Annotated in this window: 21 protein-coding genes and 1 pseudogene; 10 read left to right on the top strand and 12 right to left on the bottom strand. The window is 73.4% G+C overall.

The features are described 5' to 3' along the window. Window positions 1-305: 305 nt before the first annotated feature. Window positions 306-1,823, bottom strand: a complete 1,518-nt coding sequence (locus tag EDC02_RS27300; protein WP_123605234.1) for a sensor histidine kinase — start codon at window positions 1,821-1,823, stop codon at window positions 306-308. Between the two features lie 40 nt (window positions 1,824-1,863). Then, the gene (locus tag EDC02_RS27305; RefSeq protein ID WP_123607141.1) at window positions 1,864-2,916 is read right to left on the bottom strand and encodes an SIS domain-containing protein; all 1,053 of its coding nucleotides are present in this window, start codon (window positions 2,914-2,916) and stop codon (window positions 1,864-1,866) included. A gap of 270 nt (window positions 2,917-3,186) precedes the next feature. Here EDC02_RS27305 and EDC02_RS27310 point away from each other — a divergent pair, with 270 nt between their 5' ends. Further along, window positions 3,187-4,923 (top strand): tetratricopeptide repeat protein, encoded by a 1,737-nt coding sequence (locus EDC02_RS27310; RefSeq protein ID WP_233606680.1) that lies wholly within the window; start codon window positions 3,187-3,189, stop codon window positions 4,921-4,923. 50 nt (window positions 4,924-4,973) lie between these two features. Here the strand turns inward: EDC02_RS27310 and EDC02_RS27315 are convergent, their stop codons facing one another. After that, the gene (locus tag EDC02_RS27315) at window positions 4,974-5,189 is read right to left on the bottom strand and encodes a biotin/lipoyl-binding carrier protein (RefSeq protein ID WP_123605236.1); all 216 of its coding nucleotides are present in this window, start codon (window positions 5,187-5,189) and stop codon (window positions 4,974-4,976) included. A gap of 223 nt (window positions 5,190-5,412) precedes the next feature. Between EDC02_RS27315 and EDC02_RS42925 the strand changes: the two genes are divergently transcribed. After that, window positions 5,413-5,487 carry a 50S ribosomal protein bL37 gene (locus tag EDC02_RS42925; RefSeq protein ID WP_370461611.1) on the top strand — a complete coding sequence of 25 codons (75 nt, stop codon included), beginning with the start codon at window positions 5,413-5,415 and terminating at the stop codon, window positions 5,485-5,487. 49 nt (window positions 5,488-5,536) lie between these two features. Here EDC02_RS42925 and rsrA read toward each other — a convergent pair whose 3' ends face one another. From rsrA to EDC02_RS27340, 5 genes are all read right to left on the bottom strand, one after another. Continuing rightward, on the bottom strand, window positions 5,537-5,821 hold the full coding sequence (gene rsrA / locus EDC02_RS27320; protein ID WP_123607142.1) for a mycothiol system anti-sigma-R factor: 285 nt from the start codon (window positions 5,819-5,821) through the stop codon (window positions 5,537-5,539). 5 nt (window positions 5,822-5,826) lie between these two features. Beyond that, entirely contained in the window at window positions 5,827-6,576 is a 750-nt protein-coding gene (locus EDC02_RS27325; RefSeq protein WP_370461612.1) for a sigma-70 family RNA polymerase sigma factor, read from the bottom strand. A 405-nt stretch (window positions 6,577-6,981) separates the two neighbouring features. Then, entirely contained in the window at window positions 6,982-7,608 is a 627-nt protein-coding gene (locus EDC02_RS27330; protein ID WP_123605238.1) for an alpha/beta family hydrolase, read from the bottom strand. 101 nt (window positions 7,609-7,709) lie between these two features. Then, the gene (locus tag EDC02_RS27335; protein WP_123605239.1) at window positions 7,710-8,102 is read right to left on the bottom strand and encodes a WhiB family transcriptional regulator; all 393 of its coding nucleotides are present in this window, start codon (window positions 8,100-8,102) and stop codon (window positions 7,710-7,712) included. A 251-nt stretch (window positions 8,103-8,353) separates the two neighbouring features. Then, window positions 8,354-9,124 (bottom strand): SOS response-associated peptidase, encoded by a 771-nt coding sequence (locus EDC02_RS27340; protein ID WP_123605240.1) that lies wholly within the window; start codon window positions 9,122-9,124, stop codon window positions 8,354-8,356. A 48-nt stretch (window positions 9,125-9,172) separates the two neighbouring features. Between EDC02_RS27340 and aroA the strand changes: the two genes are divergently transcribed. The 4 genes and pseudogenes from aroA to EDC02_RS27360 form a co-directional block, all read left to right on the top strand. Next, a complete protein-coding gene (gene aroA / locus EDC02_RS27345) occupies window positions 9,173-10,471 on the top strand; it encodes a 3-phosphoshikimate 1-carboxyvinyltransferase (RefSeq protein ID WP_123605241.1) in 1,299 nt (432 codons plus the stop codon). Beyond that, window positions 10,444-11,643 carry a ribosome small subunit-dependent GTPase A gene (locus EDC02_RS27350; RefSeq protein ID WP_123605242.1) on the top strand — a complete coding sequence of 400 codons (1,200 nt, stop codon included), beginning with the start codon at window positions 10,444-10,446 and terminating at the stop codon, window positions 11,641-11,643. The genes aroA and EDC02_RS27350 overlap by 28 nt, the downstream gene beginning before the upstream one ends. 66 nt (window positions 11,644-11,709) lie before the next feature. Beyond that, window positions 11,710-12,501, top strand: a complete 792-nt coding sequence (gene hisN / locus EDC02_RS27355; protein ID WP_123605243.1) for a histidinol-phosphatase — start codon at window positions 11,710-11,712, stop codon at window positions 12,499-12,501. An 84-nt stretch (window positions 12,502-12,585) separates the two neighbouring features. Beyond that, window positions 12,586-13,491 (top strand): annotated as a pseudogene (locus tag EDC02_RS27360) (hypothetical protein); the annotation flags it as partial. Here EDC02_RS27360 and EDC02_RS27365 read toward each other — a convergent pair. Then, window positions 13,449-14,852, bottom strand: a complete 1,404-nt coding sequence (locus EDC02_RS27365; protein WP_123607143.1) for a glycosyltransferase — start codon at window positions 14,850-14,852, stop codon at window positions 13,449-13,451. The pseudogene EDC02_RS27360 and the gene EDC02_RS27365 overlap by 43 nt on opposite strands. A 281-nt stretch (window positions 14,853-15,133) precedes the next feature. Here EDC02_RS27365 and EDC02_RS27370 point away from each other — a divergent pair, with 281 nt between their 5' ends. The 3 genes from EDC02_RS27370 to EDC02_RS27380 all read left to right on the top strand — a co-directional run bounded on the left by EDC02_RS27370 (window position 15,134) and on the right by EDC02_RS27380 (window position 16,804). Further along, on the top strand, window positions 15,134-15,739 hold the full coding sequence (locus EDC02_RS27370; protein WP_233606466.1) for a hypothetical protein: 606 nt from the start codon (window positions 15,134-15,136) through the stop codon (window positions 15,737-15,739). After that, entirely contained in the window at window positions 15,726-16,139 is a 414-nt protein-coding gene (locus tag EDC02_RS27375) for a hypothetical protein (RefSeq protein WP_123605244.1), read from the top strand. The genes EDC02_RS27370 and EDC02_RS27375 overlap by 14 nt, the downstream gene beginning before the upstream one ends. Before the next feature lie 83 nt (window positions 16,140-16,222). Beyond that, entirely contained in the window at window positions 16,223-16,804 is a 582-nt protein-coding gene (locus EDC02_RS27380) for a DUF5709 domain-containing protein (protein ID WP_123605245.1), read from the top strand. A gap of 59 nt (window positions 16,805-16,863) precedes the next feature. On the opposite strand, the gene EDC02_RS27385 is transcribed toward EDC02_RS27380, so the two are convergent. Together EDC02_RS27385 and macS are read right to left on the bottom strand one after the other, a co-directional pair. Further along, window positions 16,864-17,493: a response regulator transcription factor gene (locus EDC02_RS27385; RefSeq protein WP_123607144.1), complete on the bottom strand. Its 630-nt coding sequence runs from the start codon at window positions 17,491-17,493 to the stop codon at window positions 16,864-16,866. 41 nt (window positions 17,494-17,534) lie between these two features. Beyond that, a complete protein-coding gene (gene macS / locus EDC02_RS27390) occupies window positions 17,535-18,737 on the bottom strand; it encodes a MacS family sensor histidine kinase (RefSeq protein ID WP_233606467.1) in 1,203 nt (400 codons plus the stop codon). A gap of 205 nt (window positions 18,738-18,942) precedes the next feature. Between macS and EDC02_RS27395 the strand changes: the two genes are divergently transcribed. Beyond that, a complete protein-coding gene (locus tag EDC02_RS27395; protein ID WP_370461575.1) occupies window positions 18,943-19,425 on the top strand; it encodes an ATP-binding protein in 483 nt (160 codons plus the stop codon). Here the strand turns inward: EDC02_RS27395 and EDC02_RS27400 are convergent. Beyond that, window positions 19,406-20,344, bottom strand: coding sequence for a ribose-phosphate pyrophosphokinase (locus EDC02_RS27400; RefSeq protein ID WP_123605247.1), 939 nt, complete (start codon window positions 20,342-20,344; stop codon window positions 19,406-19,408). The two genes, EDC02_RS27395 and EDC02_RS27400, sit on opposite strands and share 20 nt — an antisense overlap. Between the last annotated feature and the right edge of the window lie 113 nt (window positions 20,345-20,457).

Raw genomic sequence — 20,457 nt, forward strand, 5'->3', positions numbered from 1 at the left:
CTGCGGGTCGATCTCGGTGGGCGGCACGGGCGCCTGCGCCGTCGACGACGGGGCCAGAGAGAAGGCCGGCGCGGAATGCCGCCCGGAACACAAAAAGGTCGGGCGTGCCTCAGTTAGCCGGACAGATGGCGCTGCGGACGCGACCGTAATCGACGTGGCGGCGGGCCACGAAGCGGCGCTCAACGGCAGCGGTCATGGCATGAATGTTGCCACATCCGTACCGGTCAGACCAGCGCACCGTAGCCAACGTCCCACATGACGGGCGAGCTGTGGGCCGGCTCACCCGCGCCCGGCGGGGCCAGAAATCACCTGCGGGCCAGCGGGACCACCAGCACCGCCTCGGTGCCGCCGCCCGCCCGGTTGCGCAGCTCGATGGTGCCGCGCAGCTCGCCGGTGGCCAGGGCCCGCACGATCTGCAGGCCGAGCCGGCCGCCCGCGGTCGCGTCGAAGTCCGCCGGCAGGCCCCGACCGTTGTCCACCACCGTCACGTGCAACTGCTTGCGGAACCGGTGCACCGTCACCACCACCTCGGCGGCCGGCGGCAACGCCCCGGCGCCCTCGTCGGCCGGCGGGAAGCCGTGCTCGACCGCGTTGAGCAGCAGTTCGTTGAGCACCATCACCAGCGAGGTGGCGATCTCCGCCGGCAGTACCCCGAACGTGCCCTCCCGGCGCATCACCACCTCGACCTCGGTGGCGGCCACCTCGGTCGCGGCGCTGGCCACCCGGTCCAGGATGCCGTCGAACTCGACCGCCTCGTCGCTGGACATGGCGAGGGTCTCGTGCACCAGGGCGATCGAGGCGACGCGGCGTACCGACTCCTCCAGGGCCGCCCGCGCCGCCGGCTGCTCCACCCGACGGGCCTGCAGCCGCAGCAGTGCCGCCACCGTCTGCAGGTTGTTCTTCACCCGGTGGTGGATCTCCCGGATGGTGGCGTCCTTGGTGATCAGCGCCCGGTCCCGGCGGCGTACCTCGGTGATGTCGCGGACCAGCACCAGCGCGCCGATCGGCACGCCGGCCGGCATCAACGGCAGCGCCCGGGTGAGCATGGTGGCGCCACGGGCCTCGATCTCCTTGCGGGCCGGCGCCTCGCCGCGCAGCGCGGCCAGCATCCGGTTGGCCGCGTCGGTGCCCTCCAGCGGGTCGTCGGCGAGCCGGTGGCACAGCGCGGCGAGGTCCTCACCGACCAGGTGGGCGGAGAAGCCGAGGCGGCGGAACGCCGACTGGGCGTTCGGGCTGGCGTACGTGGTCTTGCCGCTGGCGTCCAGCCGGATCAGCCCGTCGCCGACCCGGGGCGCCGAGGTGGTCTCCCCCGGGTGCCGGGCCGGCGGGAAGGTGCCGTCGGCGACCATCTGGGCGAGGTCGTCGGCGGTGGTCAGGTAGTTCAGTTCGAGCTGGCTGGGAGTGCGGGCGGTGGACAGGTTGGTGTCCCGGCCGACCACCGCGATCACCCGCCCGGTCTCGCCGGCGGCCGGGCGCATCCGGACCGGCATCGCCTCGTGCCGGGCCGGCGTGTTGCCGTACCAGACCGGGTCGCCCTCGCGCCAGATCCGACCCTGGTCGTACGCGATGGTCAGGTGCGCCACCTCCGGGCCGTCCACCGTCCGCCCGACCTGGTCGTCCTGGTAGGCGGTCGGCGCCGTGGTGGGCCGGACCTGGGCCACGCACAGGAACGAGCCGTCGGCGTCGACCGGCACCCAGAGCAGCAGGTCAGCGAAGGACAGGTCGGAGAGCAGCTGCCACTCCCCGGCGAGCCGGTGCAGGTGGTCGATGTCGACCGGCCCCAGGGAGGTGTGCTCCTCGACGAGATCACGCAGGGTGGACACCCTCGTAGCCTGCCATGCGTCGGCGGGGCGGGCACAGCCGTCACCGGGTGGAGGTCACCTTGGCCAGCCCACGGGGCGCGTCCGGGTCCTCGCCCCGGGCCAGCGCGAGGGCCAGGGCCAACTGCTGCGCGGGCAGGATGTCCAGCAGCGGCGCGTACCGCTCGTCGACGTCGGGCACCCCGATCACCGCAGCCGGGCCGGTCGGGCCGGCCCCGATGGCGGCGGCGCCGGCCCCGATGGCGAGTACGTCGGCCCGCCGCTCGCCGAGCCGGCGCAGCACGTCGCGCATGGCGGTGCCACCGGGCCCGGAGCCGACCACGGCGAGCACCGGCACGTCGGGGTCGGTCATCGCCAGGGGGCCGTGCAGCAGGTCGGCTCCGGAGAAGGCCAGCGCCGGCAGGTACGACGTCTCCATCAGTTTCAGGGCGGTCTCCCGCGCGGTCGGGTAGCCGTACCCGCGCCCGGTGGTGACCAGCCGGGCGGCGAACCGGTAGCGCGGGGCCAGCTCGGCGGCGGTGGGATCGGCCAGCACCCGGTCGGCGAGCCCGGGCAGGGCGTCGAGGGCGGCCCGCTCGTCGGGCGGCAGTGCCCCGTCGCCGGCGCGGATCCCCTCGACCAGCATCAACAGGGCGAGCAGCTCGGCGGTGTACGTCTTGGTGGCGGCGACCGCCCGTTCGTGACCGGCGGCGATGTCGACGGTGAGCTCGGCGGCGGCGGCCAGCGGCGATTCGGGGGTGTTGGTCACCGCGACGGTCAGCGCGCCCTGCTCCCGGGCCACCGCCAGCACCTCGGCGAGATCCGGCGAGCCGCCACTCTGGCTGACCCCGACGACGAGCGCGGCCCGCAGGTCGGGGCGGGCACCGAACAGGGTCACGGCGCTCGGTGAGGCCAGCCCGGCGGGCAGCCCGAGCCGGATCTCGCTCAGGTACGCGGCGTACAGCGCGGCGTGGTCCGAGGTGCCCCGGGCGGTGAACACCACGTGGCGTGGGCGGCGGCCGGCGATGGCCGCCGCCACCTCGGCGATCGGGTCGGCGTACGCCGGCTGCAGCAGCCGGGCGTAGCCGGCCGGCTGTTCGGCGATGTCCGCGGCCATCCCGGTGCCGGGCCGGTCCGACACCGGCTTCCGCTGCGTCACGACGTCTCCCTTTCTGCGCGATCTAGCTCGAACGGTGATCATTCTTGCACTTTTCTGCCGCGTCATGCAATGAAGCGAGCAGCAATGCGCAGGGGTACGACGTTTGGCGCTTCGTGCCCTAGGCTGCCGGAGCCAGGGGGGACGATCAGCTACGAGGATCGGAAGAACGTGTCCGAGGGATTGCACGACCCGCGGCTGGCGGCCGAGGGCGAGCTGGCACTGGCCCGGATGGCACTCGACGAGGGTGACTACCGGCACGCCGCCGACCACGTCGCCGGTGCGATCACACACGCGCCGACCATGCCCGAGGTGCACGAGATGCTCACCCGGTTGGCCGCGCGCACCGGCGGAGGTCTCGACCTGTTCCCACTGGACGAGCAGGTCTTCATCGGCGCCGTGGTGGCCCGGGCGCATCTGCTGGCCGCCGCCGGCCGGGCCGGCGAAGGGCTCGAACTGCTGGCCGCCGCGACCGGGCACGCGCCGACCGTGGACTGGGCCGGGGTGCCCTGGGTGGGTGCCGAGGACCTGCCGGCCCGGCTCGACCCGGACCAGATCGCCATCGTGCTGATGCAGATCTGCGCCAGCGTGCCCGACCCGGTCCCCGCCGCCGACCGGCCGCCCCTGCTGCCGTACCTGCGGCTCGCCGGACACGCCACCGCCGCACACCCCGACCACGGCCTGCTGCTCGGCGCCAGTTCGGCGCTGGCCCGCCGGCTCGGGGAGATCACCACCGCGCTGGACTGGGCGACCCAGGGGGTCCGCGCCGAGCCGTCCAAGCTGGCCGAGGTGTGGCTCGGGTACGCGTACCGCAGCGCCGGGCGCACCGGCCCGGCGATCGCCGCCCTCCGCCGGGCGAGCGCCCACGACCCGGACGACCTGTCCATCTACGCCGACATCGCCGGCACCCTCGCCGACGCGGGGCGCCTCGACGAGGCGATCGACTGGATCGAGCGGGCGCTGACCCGCAACCCCACCTTCGACTGCGCGGTGCACACCGCGTACCGGCTGCGCTACCGCCGGGACGGCGACCTGCGCCACCTGATCGCCCTGGCGGACTTCCAGCGGGACCACCCGGACGACTCGCACGAACACCACGACCTGGCCGAGTGCTGTCACGACCGGCCCTGGCTGGCCCGGCTGCCGGCGGCCGGCGGACCGGTGGTCGCCACTCTCGAACGGGCGCTCACCCGTGGGCTGGTGCCGACCCGGCTGTCGCTGCGCCAGCCGGAGCCGCCCAGCGCGATGCGGCTGCTCGGCACGGCTTTGCCCGGACTACCGGTCACCGTGGAACGGACCCCTACGCCGGATCCCCGTCAGCCACGCCGCACCTCGGTACGGCAGCTCTGGCGCTACGCCGGCTGGCAGGCCGACCCGGCGCTGGACCACCCGTCGCCGCAGGCGTGCGAGCGGATCCGGCAGATCGCCCAACCTGTCTGGCACCACCCGCCGGCCGCGTACGACAGCGCGGTGATCCTGGCCACCCTCGACGCCGATGACCTGCTCGGCCTGCTGGTACACCCACCGCCGCCAGCGGATCCGGCCGGCACCGACCCGGCCGGCTGGCTGCGGTGCGTGCAGGTGTGGGCCTGCCTGGGCATGCTGCACCACCGCACCGACGAACCCTGGCCCGACTCGACCCGGCGCCGGGTGCTTGTCGACGTGGCCTGGGGGGTCGAGGACTGGGCCGCCGAGGCGGCACTGTTCGCCCTGGTCACCGCCGCCTGGGTGGATCCGGCGGTACGCCCGGACGTGGCCCGGGTGGTGGCGGAGCGGCTCGCCGACGCGGTGGAGGTCGCCGGGCACCGTACCGTGCCGATCCTGTGGTCGTTGGCCCACCTGGCCCTGGCCACCCCGGAGCTGGACCCGGGCACCGCCGGCACGGCACGCCGGATCGCCGGCCGGTCGGCGCGGCTCCCGCGCCAACGCCGGCCCGGCCTGATCCGTCGGCTGCTGGGCCGGGCCTGATCCCCCGTCCGGCCCGAGCCTGATCCCCCGTCGACCGGACCGCAAGGAACCTATTCGATGACCGCGATCAGGTCGCCTTCCTGGACCACGTCGCCCTCGTCGACGGCGAGCTTCTGCACCACCCCGTCGGACTCCGCGACCACCGGAATCTCCATCTTCATCGACTCCAGGATCACCAGGGTGTCGCCGTCGGAGACGGTGTCGCCGGCGGCGGCCACCACCTTCCAGACGTTCGCCACCATCTCGGCCCGGATCTCTTCGGCCATCAGCCGGCCCTCCTCCGTACGCCCGGCTCACCGGCCGGCCCGTCCCTCGCGCCGGCCCACCGGCCGGCCCGTCCCGTAACCACCGGCCCGTCCCGCGTGTGCCGGTTGCGACATGCGAAAGGTATCCAATGGCGTGCCCGTCGCGCATGCCGCTCGCCGGACCGGCCTAGCATCAACGGGTCAGCTCCCGGTCTACGGGAGACACCGTCCGACGGGAGGACAGATGGCCAAGAAGGCCCGTAAGAAGAAGGCACGTAAGAAGAGCGCCGCCAACCACGGCAAGCGCCCCAACTCCTGATGCCGGTGGGTCGCCGGTCGGGCCACCCGACCGGCGGCCCGCAGCAGGGTCAGTCCGGCAGATACTCCCGCGAGTCCGCGTCGAACACGAACTCGCTGAGCTTGGCGCGCAGCCGATCCCGCAGCTCGGCCGGTGCCGTCTCGTTGCCACAGCAACGCGCGACGAGCGCCTTGACCTCCTGCTCGATGCCGTACTCCCGCAGGCACGGGGAGCACTCGTCGAGGTGGTGCCGGATGAGTTCCCGCCGCTCCTCGGCACACTCCAGGTCCAGGTAGAGGTAGACCTCGGCGAGCACCTGACGGCAGTCCTGGTCGAACGAGTCACCGCCTTGCACGATCGTCACACCTCCTGGCCGGCCGCGGCGGGCTTGGTCGAGCGGACCCGGTTGAGGCCGCGATCGGTGGCGTAGCGCTCCAGCATCCCGCGCAGATTCCGCCGCCCGCGGTGCAACCGGGACATGACCGTCCCGATCGGAGTCCCCATGATGTCGGCGATCTCCTTGTAGGAGAAGCCCTCGACGTCGGCAAGGTAGACGGCGAGCCGGAAATCCTCCGGCAGTTGCTGCAGGGCCTGCTTGATGTCGCTGTCCGGCAGCCGCTCCAACGCCTCGGTCTCGGCGGACTTCAGTCCGCTGGAGGTGTGCGACTCGGCGGCGGCGAGCTGCCAGTCGGTGATCTCCTCGGTCGGCGCCTGCACCGGCTGGCGCTGCCGCCGACGGTAGGAGTTGATGTAGGTGTTCGTCAGGATGCGGTAGAGCCAGGCCTTGAGGTTGGTGCCCTCCTCGAACTGGTGGAAGGCGGAGAACGCCTTCAGGTACGTCTCCTGCACCAGGTCCTCGGCGTCGGCCGGGTTACGGGTCATCCGCAGCCCGGCCGCGTACAACTGATCGACGAAGGGTAACGCGTCACGCTCGAACCGCGCGCGCCGCTCGTCTGTCCGCTCTGATCGGGTCAACCGCTCGTCCCCCCTCGACTGTCCCGCCGAGGATACGCGCAACGGCTGACCGGCCGTCGCGGTTCGACCAGGTGTGCCCGTACTCACCGGTCGTGTGGCAGGCTGACCTGTCCGGCGCGGGGCGGGCTCACCCACCCGCCGGACGGCTGACGCCGGCCGGACCGGTCCGTGGGGTCGGGACGGCCCCGGCGCGGCAAGCCCTTCCAGGGTCCGCAACTCGGGTGACCATTCAACGGCGTCCCGCAGTCGACGGCCACCGTCGTGCTGGCCCGCGGGCTGCGTCGCGCCGCGTATGTGGATGCGCACCGGTTCCACCCCTTCGTCGAGACTGAGCTCCCGGGGTAGTAACGCGGGCCGGGTGGTAGCGCATTCCAACCCGTCCCGGCCCCGGAACCCGGTGACGGGCTCCGGAACCGGGAAGGGCCTGGGAGTTCCCGCGGCGGTGTCGCCACCGCGGCGCTCCGGACGCCGGCTCGGCGTCACGGACATCCGATGCAACGACGGGCACCGGGCACCGGACACGGCCCGGGGCGCGCGGGGTCACCGACCCGCCCAGCCGTGCCGGACCAGCCAGTCGACCACCACGTCGGCCGTGCCGGCCGGGTCGCCCCGCAGATCGTGCCGTTCACCCGGGCGGACCACCACGTCGCGGCCGGCCGCCGGAGCCGGCACCCCGAACGGGTCGCGATCGCCGTTCACCACCAGGGTCGGCCGGCCGGTGTCGAGCTCGTCCGCCCGGGTCCGCTCCGGCCGCCCGGGCGGGTGCAGCGGGAAGGCGAGGGCGACGACCGCGTCGGCGTGCAGCGCCGCAGCCGTACGGCAGGCCACCCGCGCGCCGCTGGACCGTCCGCCGACGATCAGCGGTGGCGTGGGGGTGAACCCGGCGACCACCTCGGTGACCACGGCACGCCAGGCCTCGTCCAGGTGGTGGGCCGGCGCGGGAGCCCGCCGACCGGCGACCCGGTACGGCTGGGTGACCAGGGCCACCGCCACCGCTGCCCGGGACGCCGCCGAGCGCAGTGCCGACAGGTCGGCGGCGGTCACGTCACCGCCGGCACCGTGTCCGAGCACCAGCAGACCGGCCGCGGGCACCGGCGGGACGGTCAAATCGACCCGGGCGGTCCCGCGCGGCGTCGGCACCGACCGCCGGTCGGCCCCCGGGCCCACGGGTTCGCCCGGGTCGGCAGGCTCTGGCGGGCCCGGGTCGCTTCGCTGCACCGGACCATTGTGCCGTGGCCGCCGCGCGTACCCGCCTGGCACCGCCCCGATCAGCTCAGCGGCACCAGGGTGAGCAACCGGTCGCGGACCGGCGGGCCGGCTTCGTCTACCGGACCGGGATCCGGACCGCCGGAGCCCCGCCAGGCCACCTGCATGGCCCGGCGTTCCCGTGGGGTCGTCGCTCCCCAGACACCGTGGCTGTCCCCGGCGTCGAGCGCCCAGGCCAGGCACGGCCCCTGGACCGGACAGGTACGGCAGAGCGCGACTGCCGCGTCGGCCGGTTCACTCGGCGCGGGAAAGAACGTCTCCGGGTCGACGCTCTGGCAGACCCCACGAGTCCGCCAGGCCTCGTCGAGGCGGCGCTCCGCCATCGCTGTGAGCAGCCTGGGGTCGCGCCGCGCGGCGGCGACCTCATGTGGACGGGGCATTCGCGCCCGTGTCATTACCCACCTCCCCCGTGGGATCTTAGACATTGATCAACGTCGTTGGTTTGCGGCGAATCGGAATCCACTGTCGGCGCTGGTTTCTATCGCACTTCGACGGGCACAGACAAGGGCCTGCATCGATTCTGGGGAAAATACGTCCCGGCGATTCGGTCCCAACACTGGCAAACCTCCGCCCGCGTGGTCGGCCGATCACCGAAAGTAGGACCCCCGCGTCGCCGCCGGGCGTGGGAGCGGTACCATCCGCAGGGTCAGAAGAGCTCCGGCTGCGCCGCCGGACCGACCGGCCCCGACCCGCTCCCCGGAGCGACCCGTTGCACCAGTTCAGCGCCGTTGTTGCGGACGTTGCCGACCGCCGTGCCCACCGGCCGAATCTCGATGTGGTCCAAGTAATTGTCATCCGGCGCAGCCAGCAGGGCGGTGCCGTCCACTTCCGGGTCGAGCCATTCGGCCCAGCGGTCCTCCGGCAGCAACAGCGGCATTCGATCATGAACCTCGGCGAACGGACCGACCGCAGCGGTGGTAATCACACTGCTCGTGATCATTGGCTCCGGCCGGCCCCATACCGACCAGAGACCGGCGAACGCCAGTACCCGGCCGTCGACCGGGGTCATGAAGTACGGCTGCCCGCCACCGCGCCGGGCCCCGGGCGGGCGTACCCACTCGTACCAGCCGTCGGCCGGCACCAGACAGCGACGACGGGCGAACGACGGCGCGAACGCCCTACTGGACGCGACCGTCTCCGACCGCGCGTTGATCATGCGGGTGCCGATCCGGGGGTCGGCCGCCCACGGCGGCACCAGGCCCCACCGGGCCACGCTCACCACCCGGCGGGCGGCCGCCGGCTCGGCGGCCGGCTGCGGCTGGCCGGCCCGGTCACCCCGGGACAGCCGCACGATGGGCACCGGATCGGTGGGTGCCGCGTTGTAGTCGGCCGCCAGCGCACCGCCCGTGTCGTCCAGCGCCTCGAACAACGCGGAGAGGTCCGCCGCGCTGCGCGTGGTCGCGTACCGCCCGCACATGGTGCCCAGGCTAGTTGGTCGGCCCGGCGTGGTTGGCACACTGTACGGATGCCTGAACTCAGCAGTGTCCCGCCGCACCAGCCATGGACCGCACCCCGCGCCGCCGGGCCGGTCAGGTCCACCCTCCGACTGCCCGGCTCGAAGTCGATGACCGCCCGCGCCCTGGTGCTGAGTGCACTCGGCACCACCCCCGGCGGCGTCGTCCGCCCGCTCCGGGCCCGGGACACCACGCTGATGGCCGCCGGCCTGGCCGCGATGGGGACCGGGATCGACACCGGCTCCGCACAGCGCTGGCCGGTCGTCCCGGCCGCACTGCACGGCCCGACACACGTCGACGTCGGCCTCGCCGGCACCATCATGCGGTTCCTGCCGGCGGTTGCCGGGCTGGCCGACGGTCCGGTCACCTTCGACGGCGACCCGCAGGCCCGGGCCCGCCCGCTCGGCCCGCTGCTCGACGGTCTGCGCCACCTCGGGTTGCGCATCGACGCCGCGCCGACCGGCGGGCTGCCGATCACCGTGCACGGCACCGGACAGGTCGCCGGCGGTGAGGTCGAGGTGGACGCCTCGAAGTCCAGCCAGTTCGTCTCCGGGCTGCTGCTGGCCGCGTCCCGGTTCACCGGCGGGGTGCTGGTCCGGCACACCGGAGGCGTACTGCCGTCCGCCCCGCACATCCGGATGACCGTCGAGATGCTGCGCGCCGCCGGCGCCGTGGTCGACGACTCGGTGCCACAGACCTGGCGGGTCGAGCCGGGCGAACTGCGCGGGCGGGACTGGCCGATCGAGCCCGACCTGTCCGGCGCGCTGCCCTTCTTCGCCGCCGCGCTGGTCACCGGCGGCACGGTGACCCTGGCCGACTGGCCGACGGAGAGCGTCCAGGCGGTAGGCCAACTGATCGAACTGATCGAGCAGTTCGGCGGCTCGGCCACGGTCGACGCCGCCGGGCTGACCGTACGGGGCACCGGCACGGTGCACGGCGTCACCGTCGACCTGCGCCAGGTCAGCGAGTTCACCCCGGTGTTCGCCGCGCTCGCCGCGCTCGCCGACGCGCCGTCGCGGCTGACCGGCGTGGCCCACATCCGTGGACACGAGACCGACCGGCTGGCGGCGCTCGCCGCCGAGTTGACCGGGCTCGGCGCCGCGGTGACCGAGCTGCCCGACGGGCTGGAGATCGCCCCCAAACCGCTGCACGGCGCGGTGTTCCGCACCTACGACGACCACCGGATGGCGCACGCCGCCGCCGTGCTCGGCCTGGCGGTGCCGGGCGTCGAGTTGACCGACGTCGCGTGCACGGCCAAGACGCTGCCGGAATTTCCGGCACTATGGTCGGCGGCGGCGGCGGGAAACTGACCGCGACGGGAGAGGAGCAGATCCTGGCCGGCAGGCGCAGGGAGTACGACGAGGACGACGTGCGGGTACGACCGCGCCGGTCGTCCCGGCCGCGTACCCGCACCCGCCCGGCGCACGACGACGCGGTCGACGGTTTCGTGGTCACGGTCGACCGGGGCCGTTACGGCTGCGTACTCACCGGCCCGCAGGCCCCACAGCCGGTCGCCGACCTGCCTCCGGTGGTGACCGCGATGCGGGCCCGGGAGCTCGGCCGACGCGCGGTGGTGGTGGGCGACCGGGTCGCGTTGGTGGGCGACGTCTCGGGTGACGCCGGCAGTCTCGCCCGGATCGTCCGGATCGACGAACGGGCCTCGGTGCTTCGCCGTACCGCCGACGACGACGAGACCACGCCGGAAGGTCGGCTGGAACGGGTGGTCGTCGCCAACGCCGACCAACTGGTGATCGTCAGCGCGTTGGCCGACCCACCGCCCCGGACCGGGTTCATCGACCGTTGTCTGGTCGCCGCGTACGACGCCGGGATCGACCCGCTGCTCTGCCTGACCAAGGCCGACCTGGCCGACCCGGCGCCGGTCGTCGACTACTACCGGGACCTCGACCTGGAGTACGTGCTGTGCCGACCCGGCAGTGACCTGGCCGACCTGCGGCAACGCCTGGCCGGTCGGCTGTCGGTGCTGGTCGGGCATTCCGGGGTGGGCAAGAGCACGCTGGTCAACCGGCTCGTGCCGGAGGCGTTGCGAGCGGTCGGCACGGTCAGCGCGATCGGCCGGGGACGGCACACCTCGTCCAGCGCGGTAGCCCTGCGGCTGCCGTACTCCGGCGCGTCGCCCGACGGTGCCGACACGTCGGCCGACGGTGCCGGGGTGGGCGGTCGGGTCGACGCGCGGGTCGTCCCGGCCGGCGACCCCGGATGGATCGTCGACACGCCCGGCGTACGCAGTTTCGGGCTGGCCCACGTGTCGGCCGAGAGCCTGCTGCACGGCTTCGCCGACCTGGTCGAGGGAAGCCTCGACTGCCCGCCGAACTGTGAGCACACCGGTGACGCCGTCCAGTGCCGGCTGGCCGGCTGGGTGGCGGCCGGCAACGCCGATCCGCGCCGGCTGGCGTCGTACCGGCGGCTGCTGGACTCGCGGTCCGGGGATACCGAGACCGGCCGTACCGCGACCCGGGAGTGAGCTGGCCGAACCTTGCGCGGTGGGACATCCGACCATTGCGGTGAGTAATCAGATACCTTTCCCGCCATGGCCCGGTACGCCGACGATCTCTCCCTCGCCCATCTGCTCGCCGACACCGCGGACTCGATGTCGATGGCCCGGTTCCGGGCGCTCGACCTGCGGGTCGAAGCGAAGCCGGATCTCACGCCGGTCTCCGACGCGGACACCGCCGTGGAGAAGGCGCTGCGCGCCACCCTGGCCCGGACCAGACCCCGCGACGGGGTGCTGGGCGAGGAGTTCGGCGCGTCGGTCGCGGCGGCGGGACCCGGCAACCGGCAGTGGGTGATCGACCCGATCGACGGCACCAAGAACTTCATCCGGGGCGTACCGGTCTGGGCCACGCTGATCGCCCTGATGGAAGGGGACCAGCCGGTGGTCGGCCTGGTCTCGGCGCCGGCGCTTGGCCGACGCTGGTGGGCGGCGATCGGTCACGGAGCGTACGCGGGACGGCACACGGCCGCCGCCACCGCGATCCAGGTCTCCGGGGTCCGCCGCCTCGCCGACGCCAGCTTCTGCTACTCCTCGCTGACCAGTTGGGAGGAGTCCGGGCGACTACCGGCCATGCTGGACATCATGCGGTCGGTGTGGCGCAGCCGGGCATACGGGGACTTCTACGGCTACATGCTGGTAGCCGAGGGCGCGGTGGACGCGATGGTCGAACCGGAGCTGTCGCTGTGGGACCTGGCCGCGTTGATTCCCATCGTCACCGAGGCGGGTGGCACCTTCACCGATCTGACCGGCCGGGCGGGTCCGGCCGGTGGCAGCGCCGTGGCCAGTAACGGCAGGCTGCACTCCGACCTGCTGCACCGGCTCAGCTGACCGCAGCCGGTCTCAGGTGGAGCGAATCGAGCGACCGTCTATCCTCGCCGGGTGACGTCGACCGGTTGGTGTTTTCTCGCGGCGATGATCGCCACGTACGGCGTCGCACACCTCTTCCAGGCGGTGGCCGCCGCCCGCACCACGGTCCGTCGCTGCTTCGACCCCGGTCTGCTGCTGCGACTCGCCCGGCAGCCGGTGTACCTGATCGGCCTCGGCTGCCAGTGCCTCGCCTTCGTGCTGGCCTTCCTCGCCCGGCGGGACCTGCCGCTGTTCCTGGTCCAGGCCAGCGTGGCCGCCGCGCTCGGGGTGACCGCACTGCTCGGGGTGCTGACCATGGGCTGGCGGCTGCCGACCGCCGAGGTGGTCCTGCTGGTGCTGCTGCTGGTCGGAGTCACCGCATTGGTCGTCGCCGCCCGACCCGCGCCGGCGGACCCGCTCGGCCCCCGCGCGGTGGCCGTCGTCGCCCTCGCCGGCCTGCTGATCGCCGCCCTCGGTGCCGGGGCCGCCCGGCTCGACGGCCCGGCCGCAGCCGTCCTGCTCGGACTGCTCGCCGGGTTCGCCTTCTCCGCCGCCGCGGTCGCCTCCCGGCCGCTCGCCGGCACCGCCAGCTACCGGGACCTGGTCACCGAACCACTGCTCTACCTGCTGATCGTGCACTCAGCCATCGGTCAGTGGCTGATCGGCCTGGCGATGCAGCGGGGTTCGGTCACCGCCGCCATCGCGGCGATGGACGCGGCGGGCGCGGTCCCGGCCGCCATCGTCGGCCTGCTGCTGCTCAACGACAAGATCTGGCCCGGCCGCGAATGGCTGGCCGCGGTCGGATTCCTGATCACGCTGGCCGCCGTGCTCGGTCTGACCCGGTACGCGACGACCCAGCACGCACCCGAGACCCCGCAGCCGGCCTGGTCCGGCGGCCCGGGTCAGGCAGGCCGGACCGACAGCACAGGTCAGCCGGCCCGGACCGGCCCGGCGGTCGCCTCCGTCGGGGCGGTCGCCTCCGCCGGCGCGGTGTCCTCGATCGCCGCCAGGTCGATCTCCACGTCGACCGGCTCGACCGAATCACCATCGGGCAGCTGCCCGGAGACGACGCCGCTCGACCCCGCCGGCACCGGGCCGTGGCGCGACCCGAGCACCCGCTGGTAGAGCCGTTCGACGGCGGCGGCGGTCCGGTCCCAGCCGTACCGGCACCGGACCCGGTCGACCGCCGCGTGCCCGTACGCGAACCGCTCGGCCTCATCGGCGAGCAGCCGCCGCAGCGCGACGCCGAGCGCCCGGACGTCGCCGGGCGGCACCAGCCGACCGGTCACCGCGTCCACCACGCAGTCGGCGACCCCGCCGTGGGCGTACCCCACCACCGGCACGCCGCACGCCATCGCCTCCAACGCCACCGTGCCGACCGGCACGTACCGGCTGGTGCAGGCGACCACGTCGACCGACCGGTACAGCTGCGGCATCTCCCCGGCCGGTACCGCGCCGAGCAGCTCGATCTGGTCGGCCACCCCGTACCGGGTGGCCACTTCCCGCAGCCGCCGTGCGTCCGGATGCCCGGCCAGCTCCGCCCGGTCGGGCCCGCCGGCGATGAGCACGTCGACGTCGCCGACCAGCCGGAGCGCGCCGATCAGCTCGTCATGCCCGGAGCCGGGGGTGAGGTCGCCGACGGCGAGTAGCCGGCGACGCCGCCGTACCGGCGACGCGGGGTCCGGCGCGAACCGCGTGGTGTCCACCCCAGGTGGGATCATCGCGACCGACGCGCGGTCACGTCCCATCCGGGCCAGTTCGTCCACCTCCTCGGTGCACTGCGCGACGGCCGCGTCGACCACCCGGCACAGCGCCTGCTCGAGCGCGATCCGTTGCCGCGGACCCCGGTAGTCCGTACCCAACTGCCGCTGCTGCTGACTACCGATGCTGTGGAAGGTCTGCACCAGCGGGACCCGACTGTGGCCGACCGCGCTGGCAGCCGCGAGACCACCCGGCCAGAAGTGCCCGTGCACCACGTCCGGCGTCCACGGTCCGTCGTCCCACTGACCCGCCAGCCAGCGACCAAGCTCCGGCAGGTGGGCCAGTAGTTCGGCGGTGCCGAGCCGGGTCGGCGGACCGACCGGCACCCGGATCAGCTGGTAGCCGTCCGACGACTCGCCGTCCGGCTCGTCCGGCCCGGTCCGCCGCTGATAGACCCGGACCTCGTGACCGAGAGCAGCCAGTTCGGTGGCGAGCCGGGCGATGTGCTGCCGGGTGCCGGTGACCGGCTGCCCGGCGGTGTCGAGACGTCCGGGGTCACACTGTGCGAGGTCACGGTGTACGGGGTGGCCCATCACAGCTCCATCGTGGGCAGACACCAGACCGACGCGCATCTTCACCTCCGTTGCTCGTCACGGGTGCTAGCGGTTCTTTCTAACCCCTGCGGTACGAGGATTCCTCCGGTTCCGGCGAGCACCACCCTCGGGTGAGAGCCACGGGTGAGGTACGGCGACCCACACCGGCGGTATGACACGCCCAAATCGGGGTACCCGTACGCATGGCAGCGACCGGGACGCAGAGCAGCCGCTTCCGCCCAACGGGTACGTCGGGGCTGCGGACGACCGGGCCTGATGTCCGCAGCGCCGGACCGGTACGGGGCGCCGGGAGGAAGAACGTGCCTACCGATCTGCGATGCGTGCTGGAGTGTGACCCGACCGACCCGGTGATCCGGCTGGTCGGGGTGCTGGATCGGCACGCGGTCCACGACGTCCGGGCGGCGCTGCTGGACTGCCTGGCCGACCGGGCGGCCCCGGTTGCGGTGGACATCTCCCGGGTACGCGCCGCCGCCCCCGGCGCGTTGCTGCGGTTCGGCGAGGTCGCCCGGACGGTCGCCGACTGGCCGGCCGGCGGCTTCGTCTGCTGCGCCGCGCCGCCTGGCACCGGCCGCGCCTGGTCCGCGGCGGGGCTGACCGTACTGCCCGACGCCTGCCGCCGGTGGGGGCTGCCGCGACTGGTCGATCCGGCCGCCGTGGCGCTCACCGAACTGGTGAACAACGTGGTGGTGCACTCCGTACGCCGATGTCGGTGCGGATCGGTCTGCCCACCCCGGCCGGACCGGTCCCGGTGGCGCCGACCGCACTGCGCGGCCGGGGCATGCTGCTGGTCGACTCGGTTGCGTGGCGGTGGGGCTGCACTCCGCTGCGGGGCGGCAAACTCGTCTGGGCGGCCATCGATCCGGCGGACCATCCACAGGACGGAGACTGACAGTGGGACGGCATGACAGTTCGACCGGCCGGGCCCGGCTCGCCCTGCTGCTCGCCGGGGTGGCGGTCGGCTACCTGATCGGCAGACGGACCAGGTCCGGCGGAACAGACGTCACGACGGGGCCGGCCGTGGACCAGCCGGCGACCGGAGCCGCGATGGGCCAGCCGGCGACGCACCCGGCGACCGCCGGGCCGGTACGGGTACGGCCAGCGGTGGCACCGGCCGGCCAACGGCCCGGGGCCGACCTCGGGTACCACCCGGGACGCCCGGCGGACGAGGAGTTCGCCGCCGACGTGGTGAGCGGATCATCGGCGACCACCGCCTCGCACCCGTACCAGGTGCCGGCCGGTCGGACCACGGCGACGCCGACCGGCGCCGGTCGGCGACCCGGCCGTGCCGACCGGCGCGGACGGTGACGACGCGCCGCCGCCGGTGCGCCGCCACCCCGACCCGCCCCGGCCAGGTGTGTGACCGCCACCGACCCGGGTAATGGGACGGCATGCGTACAGACGACTTCCCCCGGCCGGTTTCTGACCCGGAGTCCGAAGGAATCCCGCAGACCGCGGACGACGACTCGACCGCGTACGACGACGTGGCCAGCGGCCGCGAGGCCGACGGCCCGGACCCGGAGAGCATCCCGGGCGACGTGCCGGTGGCGGTGGACCACTTCGGCAACACCGCCCAGGAGCAGCTCGACGGGGAGTCGTTGGACTACAAACTCGCCCGGGAGGCGCTGGGCAGGCCGGTGGACGATCAACTCAGCGGGCCGGTCGACCAGACGCTGGGCGACGAGGCCAACAGCGAACAGGCCGCGGCCCAGGCGCAACGCGACGCCGACGTGCTCGACCCCGGCCCGTACTCGGATCCGGACTCACCGGTCTCGCTCTACGATCACGGTCGGCTCGGTGGTGCGGACAACGGCCTGGTAGGGCGGCTGGTCGAAGCCGACGAGGGGGTGCACACCGACGACGAACCGGATTCGGTGGCGGCCGACGCGGGAGCCGCCGGCGGCGGGGCCAGTGCCGAGGAGCTGGCGGTGCACGAGGCCGAGGCCCCCGAGGACCACCCGATCGACCGCTGACAGACCCCGTCGACGGTCAGCCAGTCAGCCGGTCGACGGCCGGTCGGTCGGCCGGTCAGTCAGTTGTCCAGGCCCTGTTCGATCGCGTACCGGGTGAGCTCCACCCGGTTGTGCAGCTGCAGCTTGCCCAGGGTGTTCTGCACGTGGTTCTGCACCGTCCGGTGGGACAGCCCCAGCCGGCCGGCGATCTGCTTGTACGACAGCCCCTTGGCGACCAGCCGCAGCACCTCGGTCTCCCGGTCGGTGAGCCGGGGCTCGTCCCCGGCGGGTCGCGCGGTGGCGGCCAGCCGGCGGTACTCGCCGAGCACCAGTCCGGCCAGTCCCGGCGTGAACACGGCCTCCCCGGTCGCGGTCCGGCGGACCGCGTCGAGGAACTCCCCCGGGCCGGCCGACTTCAGCAGGTAGCCGGTCGCGCCGGCCTTGACCGCGTCGAGCACGCTCTGCTGTTCTCCGCTGGCCGACAGCATCAGCACCCGTACGCCGGGCTGCTCGGCCAGCATGCCCCGGATCACCTCCACCCCGGAGATGTCGGGCAGTTGCAGGTCCAGCACCACCACCTGGGGTCGGGCCGCCGCGCAGATCCGCACGGCCTGGCGTCCCTCCCCGGTGGTGGCGACCACCTCGTGGCCGGCCTCGGCCAGGTCCCGGGCCACCCCTTCCCGCCACATCGGATGGTCGTCGACCACCATCACCCGGATCGGCTCCACCGCGTCCGCCGCCGCACCTGCCGTCACCCGTACTCCTCCGCCGTCGTCTCCGGGCTCGGCACCCGCAGCTCGATCTCGGTGCCCGCGCCGGGCTCCGAGACGATCCGTACCGTGCCGCCGATCTCGGCGACGCGCCCCTCGATCGACTGGCTCACCCCGAGCCGACCCTGCGCGGCGGCCTCCGCCAGCCGACCGGGTCGGATGCCGCACCCGTCGTCCCGGATCGACACGGTAACCGCGTCCGGCTCCTCTTCGACCAGCACCCACACCCGCGCCTGCGGACCGCCGTGGCGCACCGCGTTGTCCACCGCGGCACCGAGCGCCGCGCCCAGCTCGGCGGCGAGCCGACCGGGCAGCAGCACCGGGTCGGCCGGGGTGGCGACCGAGACCCGCGACGACGCGTACCCGTTGACCACGGAACGCAGGTCGACCGGCCCGGCGTCGAACGCCGCCGGCGGGGCAGGCTTGTCCGGCGGTACGGTGACCCGGCTGGTGACCAGCGCCCGCAACGCGGCCTCCTGCTCCCCGGCGAGCCGGGCCAGCTCACCGGCCTCGCCGTCGAGGTCGGCCCCGCGCCGGGCGACCATTGCCAGCACCTGCAGCACCGAGTCGTGGATGTCGCGGGCCAGCCGCTCCCGCTCCCGGGTCGCGGCGGCCAGCTCCCGGGTCGCCGCCTCCAGCTCGACCGCCCGCTGCAACCGGTCCTCCGCCGCACCGATCAGCCGGGCCACGTGACCGACGGCGATGCCGGCCAGCAGCATCAGCACACCGGGAGTGACCGACGACTCGTTGAGCCGGTCCCGTACCGCAAGGTCGGCGGCGGTCAGCACCAGGGCAGCGGTCACCCCGAGCCGCCGGCCGCCGGCGACCGCCCAGGCCAGCACCGGACCGGCGAGCCAGGCGACCGCGATGGTCGGCACCCCGTCGGCCAACGCGGGCCGCCCGATGATCCATGGGCTGACCAGCAGCGGGACCAACGCGACGAACAGGTCGGCGGCGAGCAGCGGCCAGCGACGCAGTCGGGGCCGGGCGTACGCCCAGGTGGCGGCGACCGTCCAGGCGATCATGCCGAGCAGGACCGGGACGGCGACGAGCGGATGGGCGTAGTCGGCTGCGTTGCGGGCGTACAGCACCAGCACGTAGCCGAGGGCGGTGAACCGGAACACCGCGAGGGCCCGCCACAACGGGACGATCAGGGTGCCCACCGGGGCAGGGTTCTGCCGCACCCGCTGACGATGGCACACGACCGGACGGCCGGCGAGCGCCGGCCACCCCCGGCACGGAGCGAGCGGTCACGGGCGGGCCGAACACGCCCGGACCGATGTGCATTTCCCCACAGGTCAACGTAGGGTGAGAATGCCGCGAAAGCACTGACGATCAGCAGCCGGATGGGCCATGACCGACGCAGATCCCCCGTCATCGCGTACGGTCGTGCCTATCGACCCGATGGATCTGCTCAGCGAGACCTTCGACCGGTCGCAGGTCACTGACCTGCGACACCACGTCGCATCGTGCGCCAGTTCGGCTGGGATGAGTGGCCAACGGCTCGACGACTTCGTGCTGGCCGTCAACGAGCTGATCACCAACGCGGTCCGGCACGGCGGCGGCCAGGGCTGGCTGCGGATGTGGCGTGACACACAGTCGATGTACTGCGAGGTCGCCGACAACGGGCAGGGCATCGGGTCCGACCGGCTGCGCAACCGGGACCGCCCAGCGCCGAACACGGCGGGTGGCTGGGGGCTGTGGCTCACCGAGCGGATGACCGACACCATGGCGGTCGCCACCGGCCCGGAGGGCACCACGGTACGGATCAGCCTGAGGTTGACCGACCCCACGGCATCCGGGGCCGGGATGTCCGAGGCCGCTGCGTCCGGGGCCGGGATGGACGATCCGGTCAGCCGAACAGGGCGCTGACCGACTCGCCGTTGTGAATCCGGCGCATCGCCTCGGCCAGGGCCGGCGCGACGGAGAGCACCTGCAGCTTCGGCACCCGCTTGGCCGCCGGAATCGGCACCGTGTTCGTGCAGACGATCTCCAGTACGCCGTCCTGCTCGCTGAGCCGGTTCAGCGCCCCGCTGGAGAACAGCCCGTGGGTGCAGGCGATGCGGATCGACCGGACCTTCAACTCCCGCAGGTGGTCGATCAGCTCGATCACCGTACTGCCTTTGGCGATCTCGTCGTCGAGGACGATCACGTCGCGGTCGACGACGTCGCCGATCACCGCGCTGATCTGCACCCGGTCGTCGCTGAACCGCTGCTTGGCCCCGGCCGCGACCGGCAGGCCGAGAATCCGGGCGAAGGCGGCGGCCTCCTTGGCGTTGCCCAGATCCGGTGAGACGACCACGGTGTCGGTCAGGTCGTGGTCGTGGAAGTACGCGGCGAGCTCGCGCAGCGCGTGCAGATGGTCGACGGGGACGCTGAAGAAGCCGTGTACCTGCGGGGAGTGCAGCGTCATCGCGAGCACCCGGTCGGCACCGGCGGAGACCAGCAGGTCCGCGACGAGCCGGGCACCGATCGAGATCCGTGGGGCGTCCTTCTTGTCCGACCGGGCGTACGCGTAGTGCGGCAGCACCACGGTGATCCGCCCGGCCGAGGCGCCCCGGGCGGCGTCGAGCATCAGCAGCAGCTCCACCAGGTGCTCCTGCACCGGCGGCACCACCGGCTGGATCAGGAACACGTCCCGCTCGCGGCAGTTCGCCTGCAGCTGCACCTCCAGGCAGTCGTTGGCGAACCGGGAGACCCGCACCGGGTGCAGCGGCACATCGAGGTGGGTGCAGATCTCCGCAGCCAGCTCGGGGTGGGCGCTGCCGCTGAAGACCGCAATGTCACGCACCAGCTGATGGTAGGTCAGCCACCGCCCAACCGATCAACAGCCCTGAAGCAGACGCGGGCCTCGACCACCGCGATCGGAACACCACGTATCCAGATACGCGGATTTAGGTCAAG

Origin of the sequence: Micromonospora sp. Llam0 (assembly GCF_003751085.1) — a bacterium.
Classification (GTDB): Bacteria; Actinomycetota; Actinomycetes; order Mycobacteriales; family Micromonosporaceae; genus Micromonospora_E.

Excerpts from the sequence above, each read along its gene's own strand:
- aroA (WP_123605241.1), top strand. The coding sequence starts at position 9,173 with ATGCCTGAACTCAGCAGTGTCCCGCCGCACCAGCCATGGACCGCACCC.
- EDC02_RS27340 (WP_123605240.1), bottom strand. The coding sequence starts at position 9,124 with ATGTGCGGGCGGTACGCGACCACGCGCAGCGCGGCGGACCTCTCCGCG.
- hisN (WP_123605243.1), top strand. The coding sequence starts at position 11,710 with ATGGCCCGGTACGCCGACGATCTCTCCCTCGCCCATCTGCTCGCCGAC.
- EDC02_RS27385 (WP_123607144.1), bottom strand. The coding sequence starts at position 17,493 with ATGGTGGTCGACGACCATCCGATGTGGCGGGAAGGGGTGGCCCGGGAC.
- EDC02_RS27310 (WP_233606680.1), top strand. The coding sequence starts at position 3,187 with ATGGCACTCGACGAGGGTGACTACCGGCACGCCGCCGACCACGTCGCC.
- EDC02_RS27350 (WP_123605242.1), top strand. The coding sequence starts at position 10,444 with ATGGTCGGCGGCGGCGGCGGGAAACTGACCGCGACGGGAGAGGAGCAG.
- EDC02_RS27305 (WP_123607141.1), bottom strand. The coding sequence starts at position 2,916 with ATGGCCGCGGACATCGCCGAACAGCCGGCCGGCTACGCCCGGCTGCTG.
- EDC02_RS27315 (WP_123605236.1), bottom strand. The coding sequence starts at position 5,189 with ATGGCCGAAGAGATCCGGGCCGAGATGGTGGCGAACGTCTGGAAGGTG.
- EDC02_RS27380 (WP_123605245.1), top strand. The coding sequence starts at position 16,223 with ATGCGTACAGACGACTTCCCCCGGCCGGTTTCTGACCCGGAGTCCGAA.
- EDC02_RS27335 (WP_123605239.1), bottom strand. The coding sequence starts at position 8,102 with ATGACACGGGCGCGAATGCCCCGTCCACATGAGGTCGCCGCCGCGCGG.
- EDC02_RS27365 (WP_123607143.1), bottom strand. The coding sequence starts at position 14,852 with ATGCGCGTCGGTCTGGTGTCTGCCCACGATGGAGCTGTGATGGGCCAC.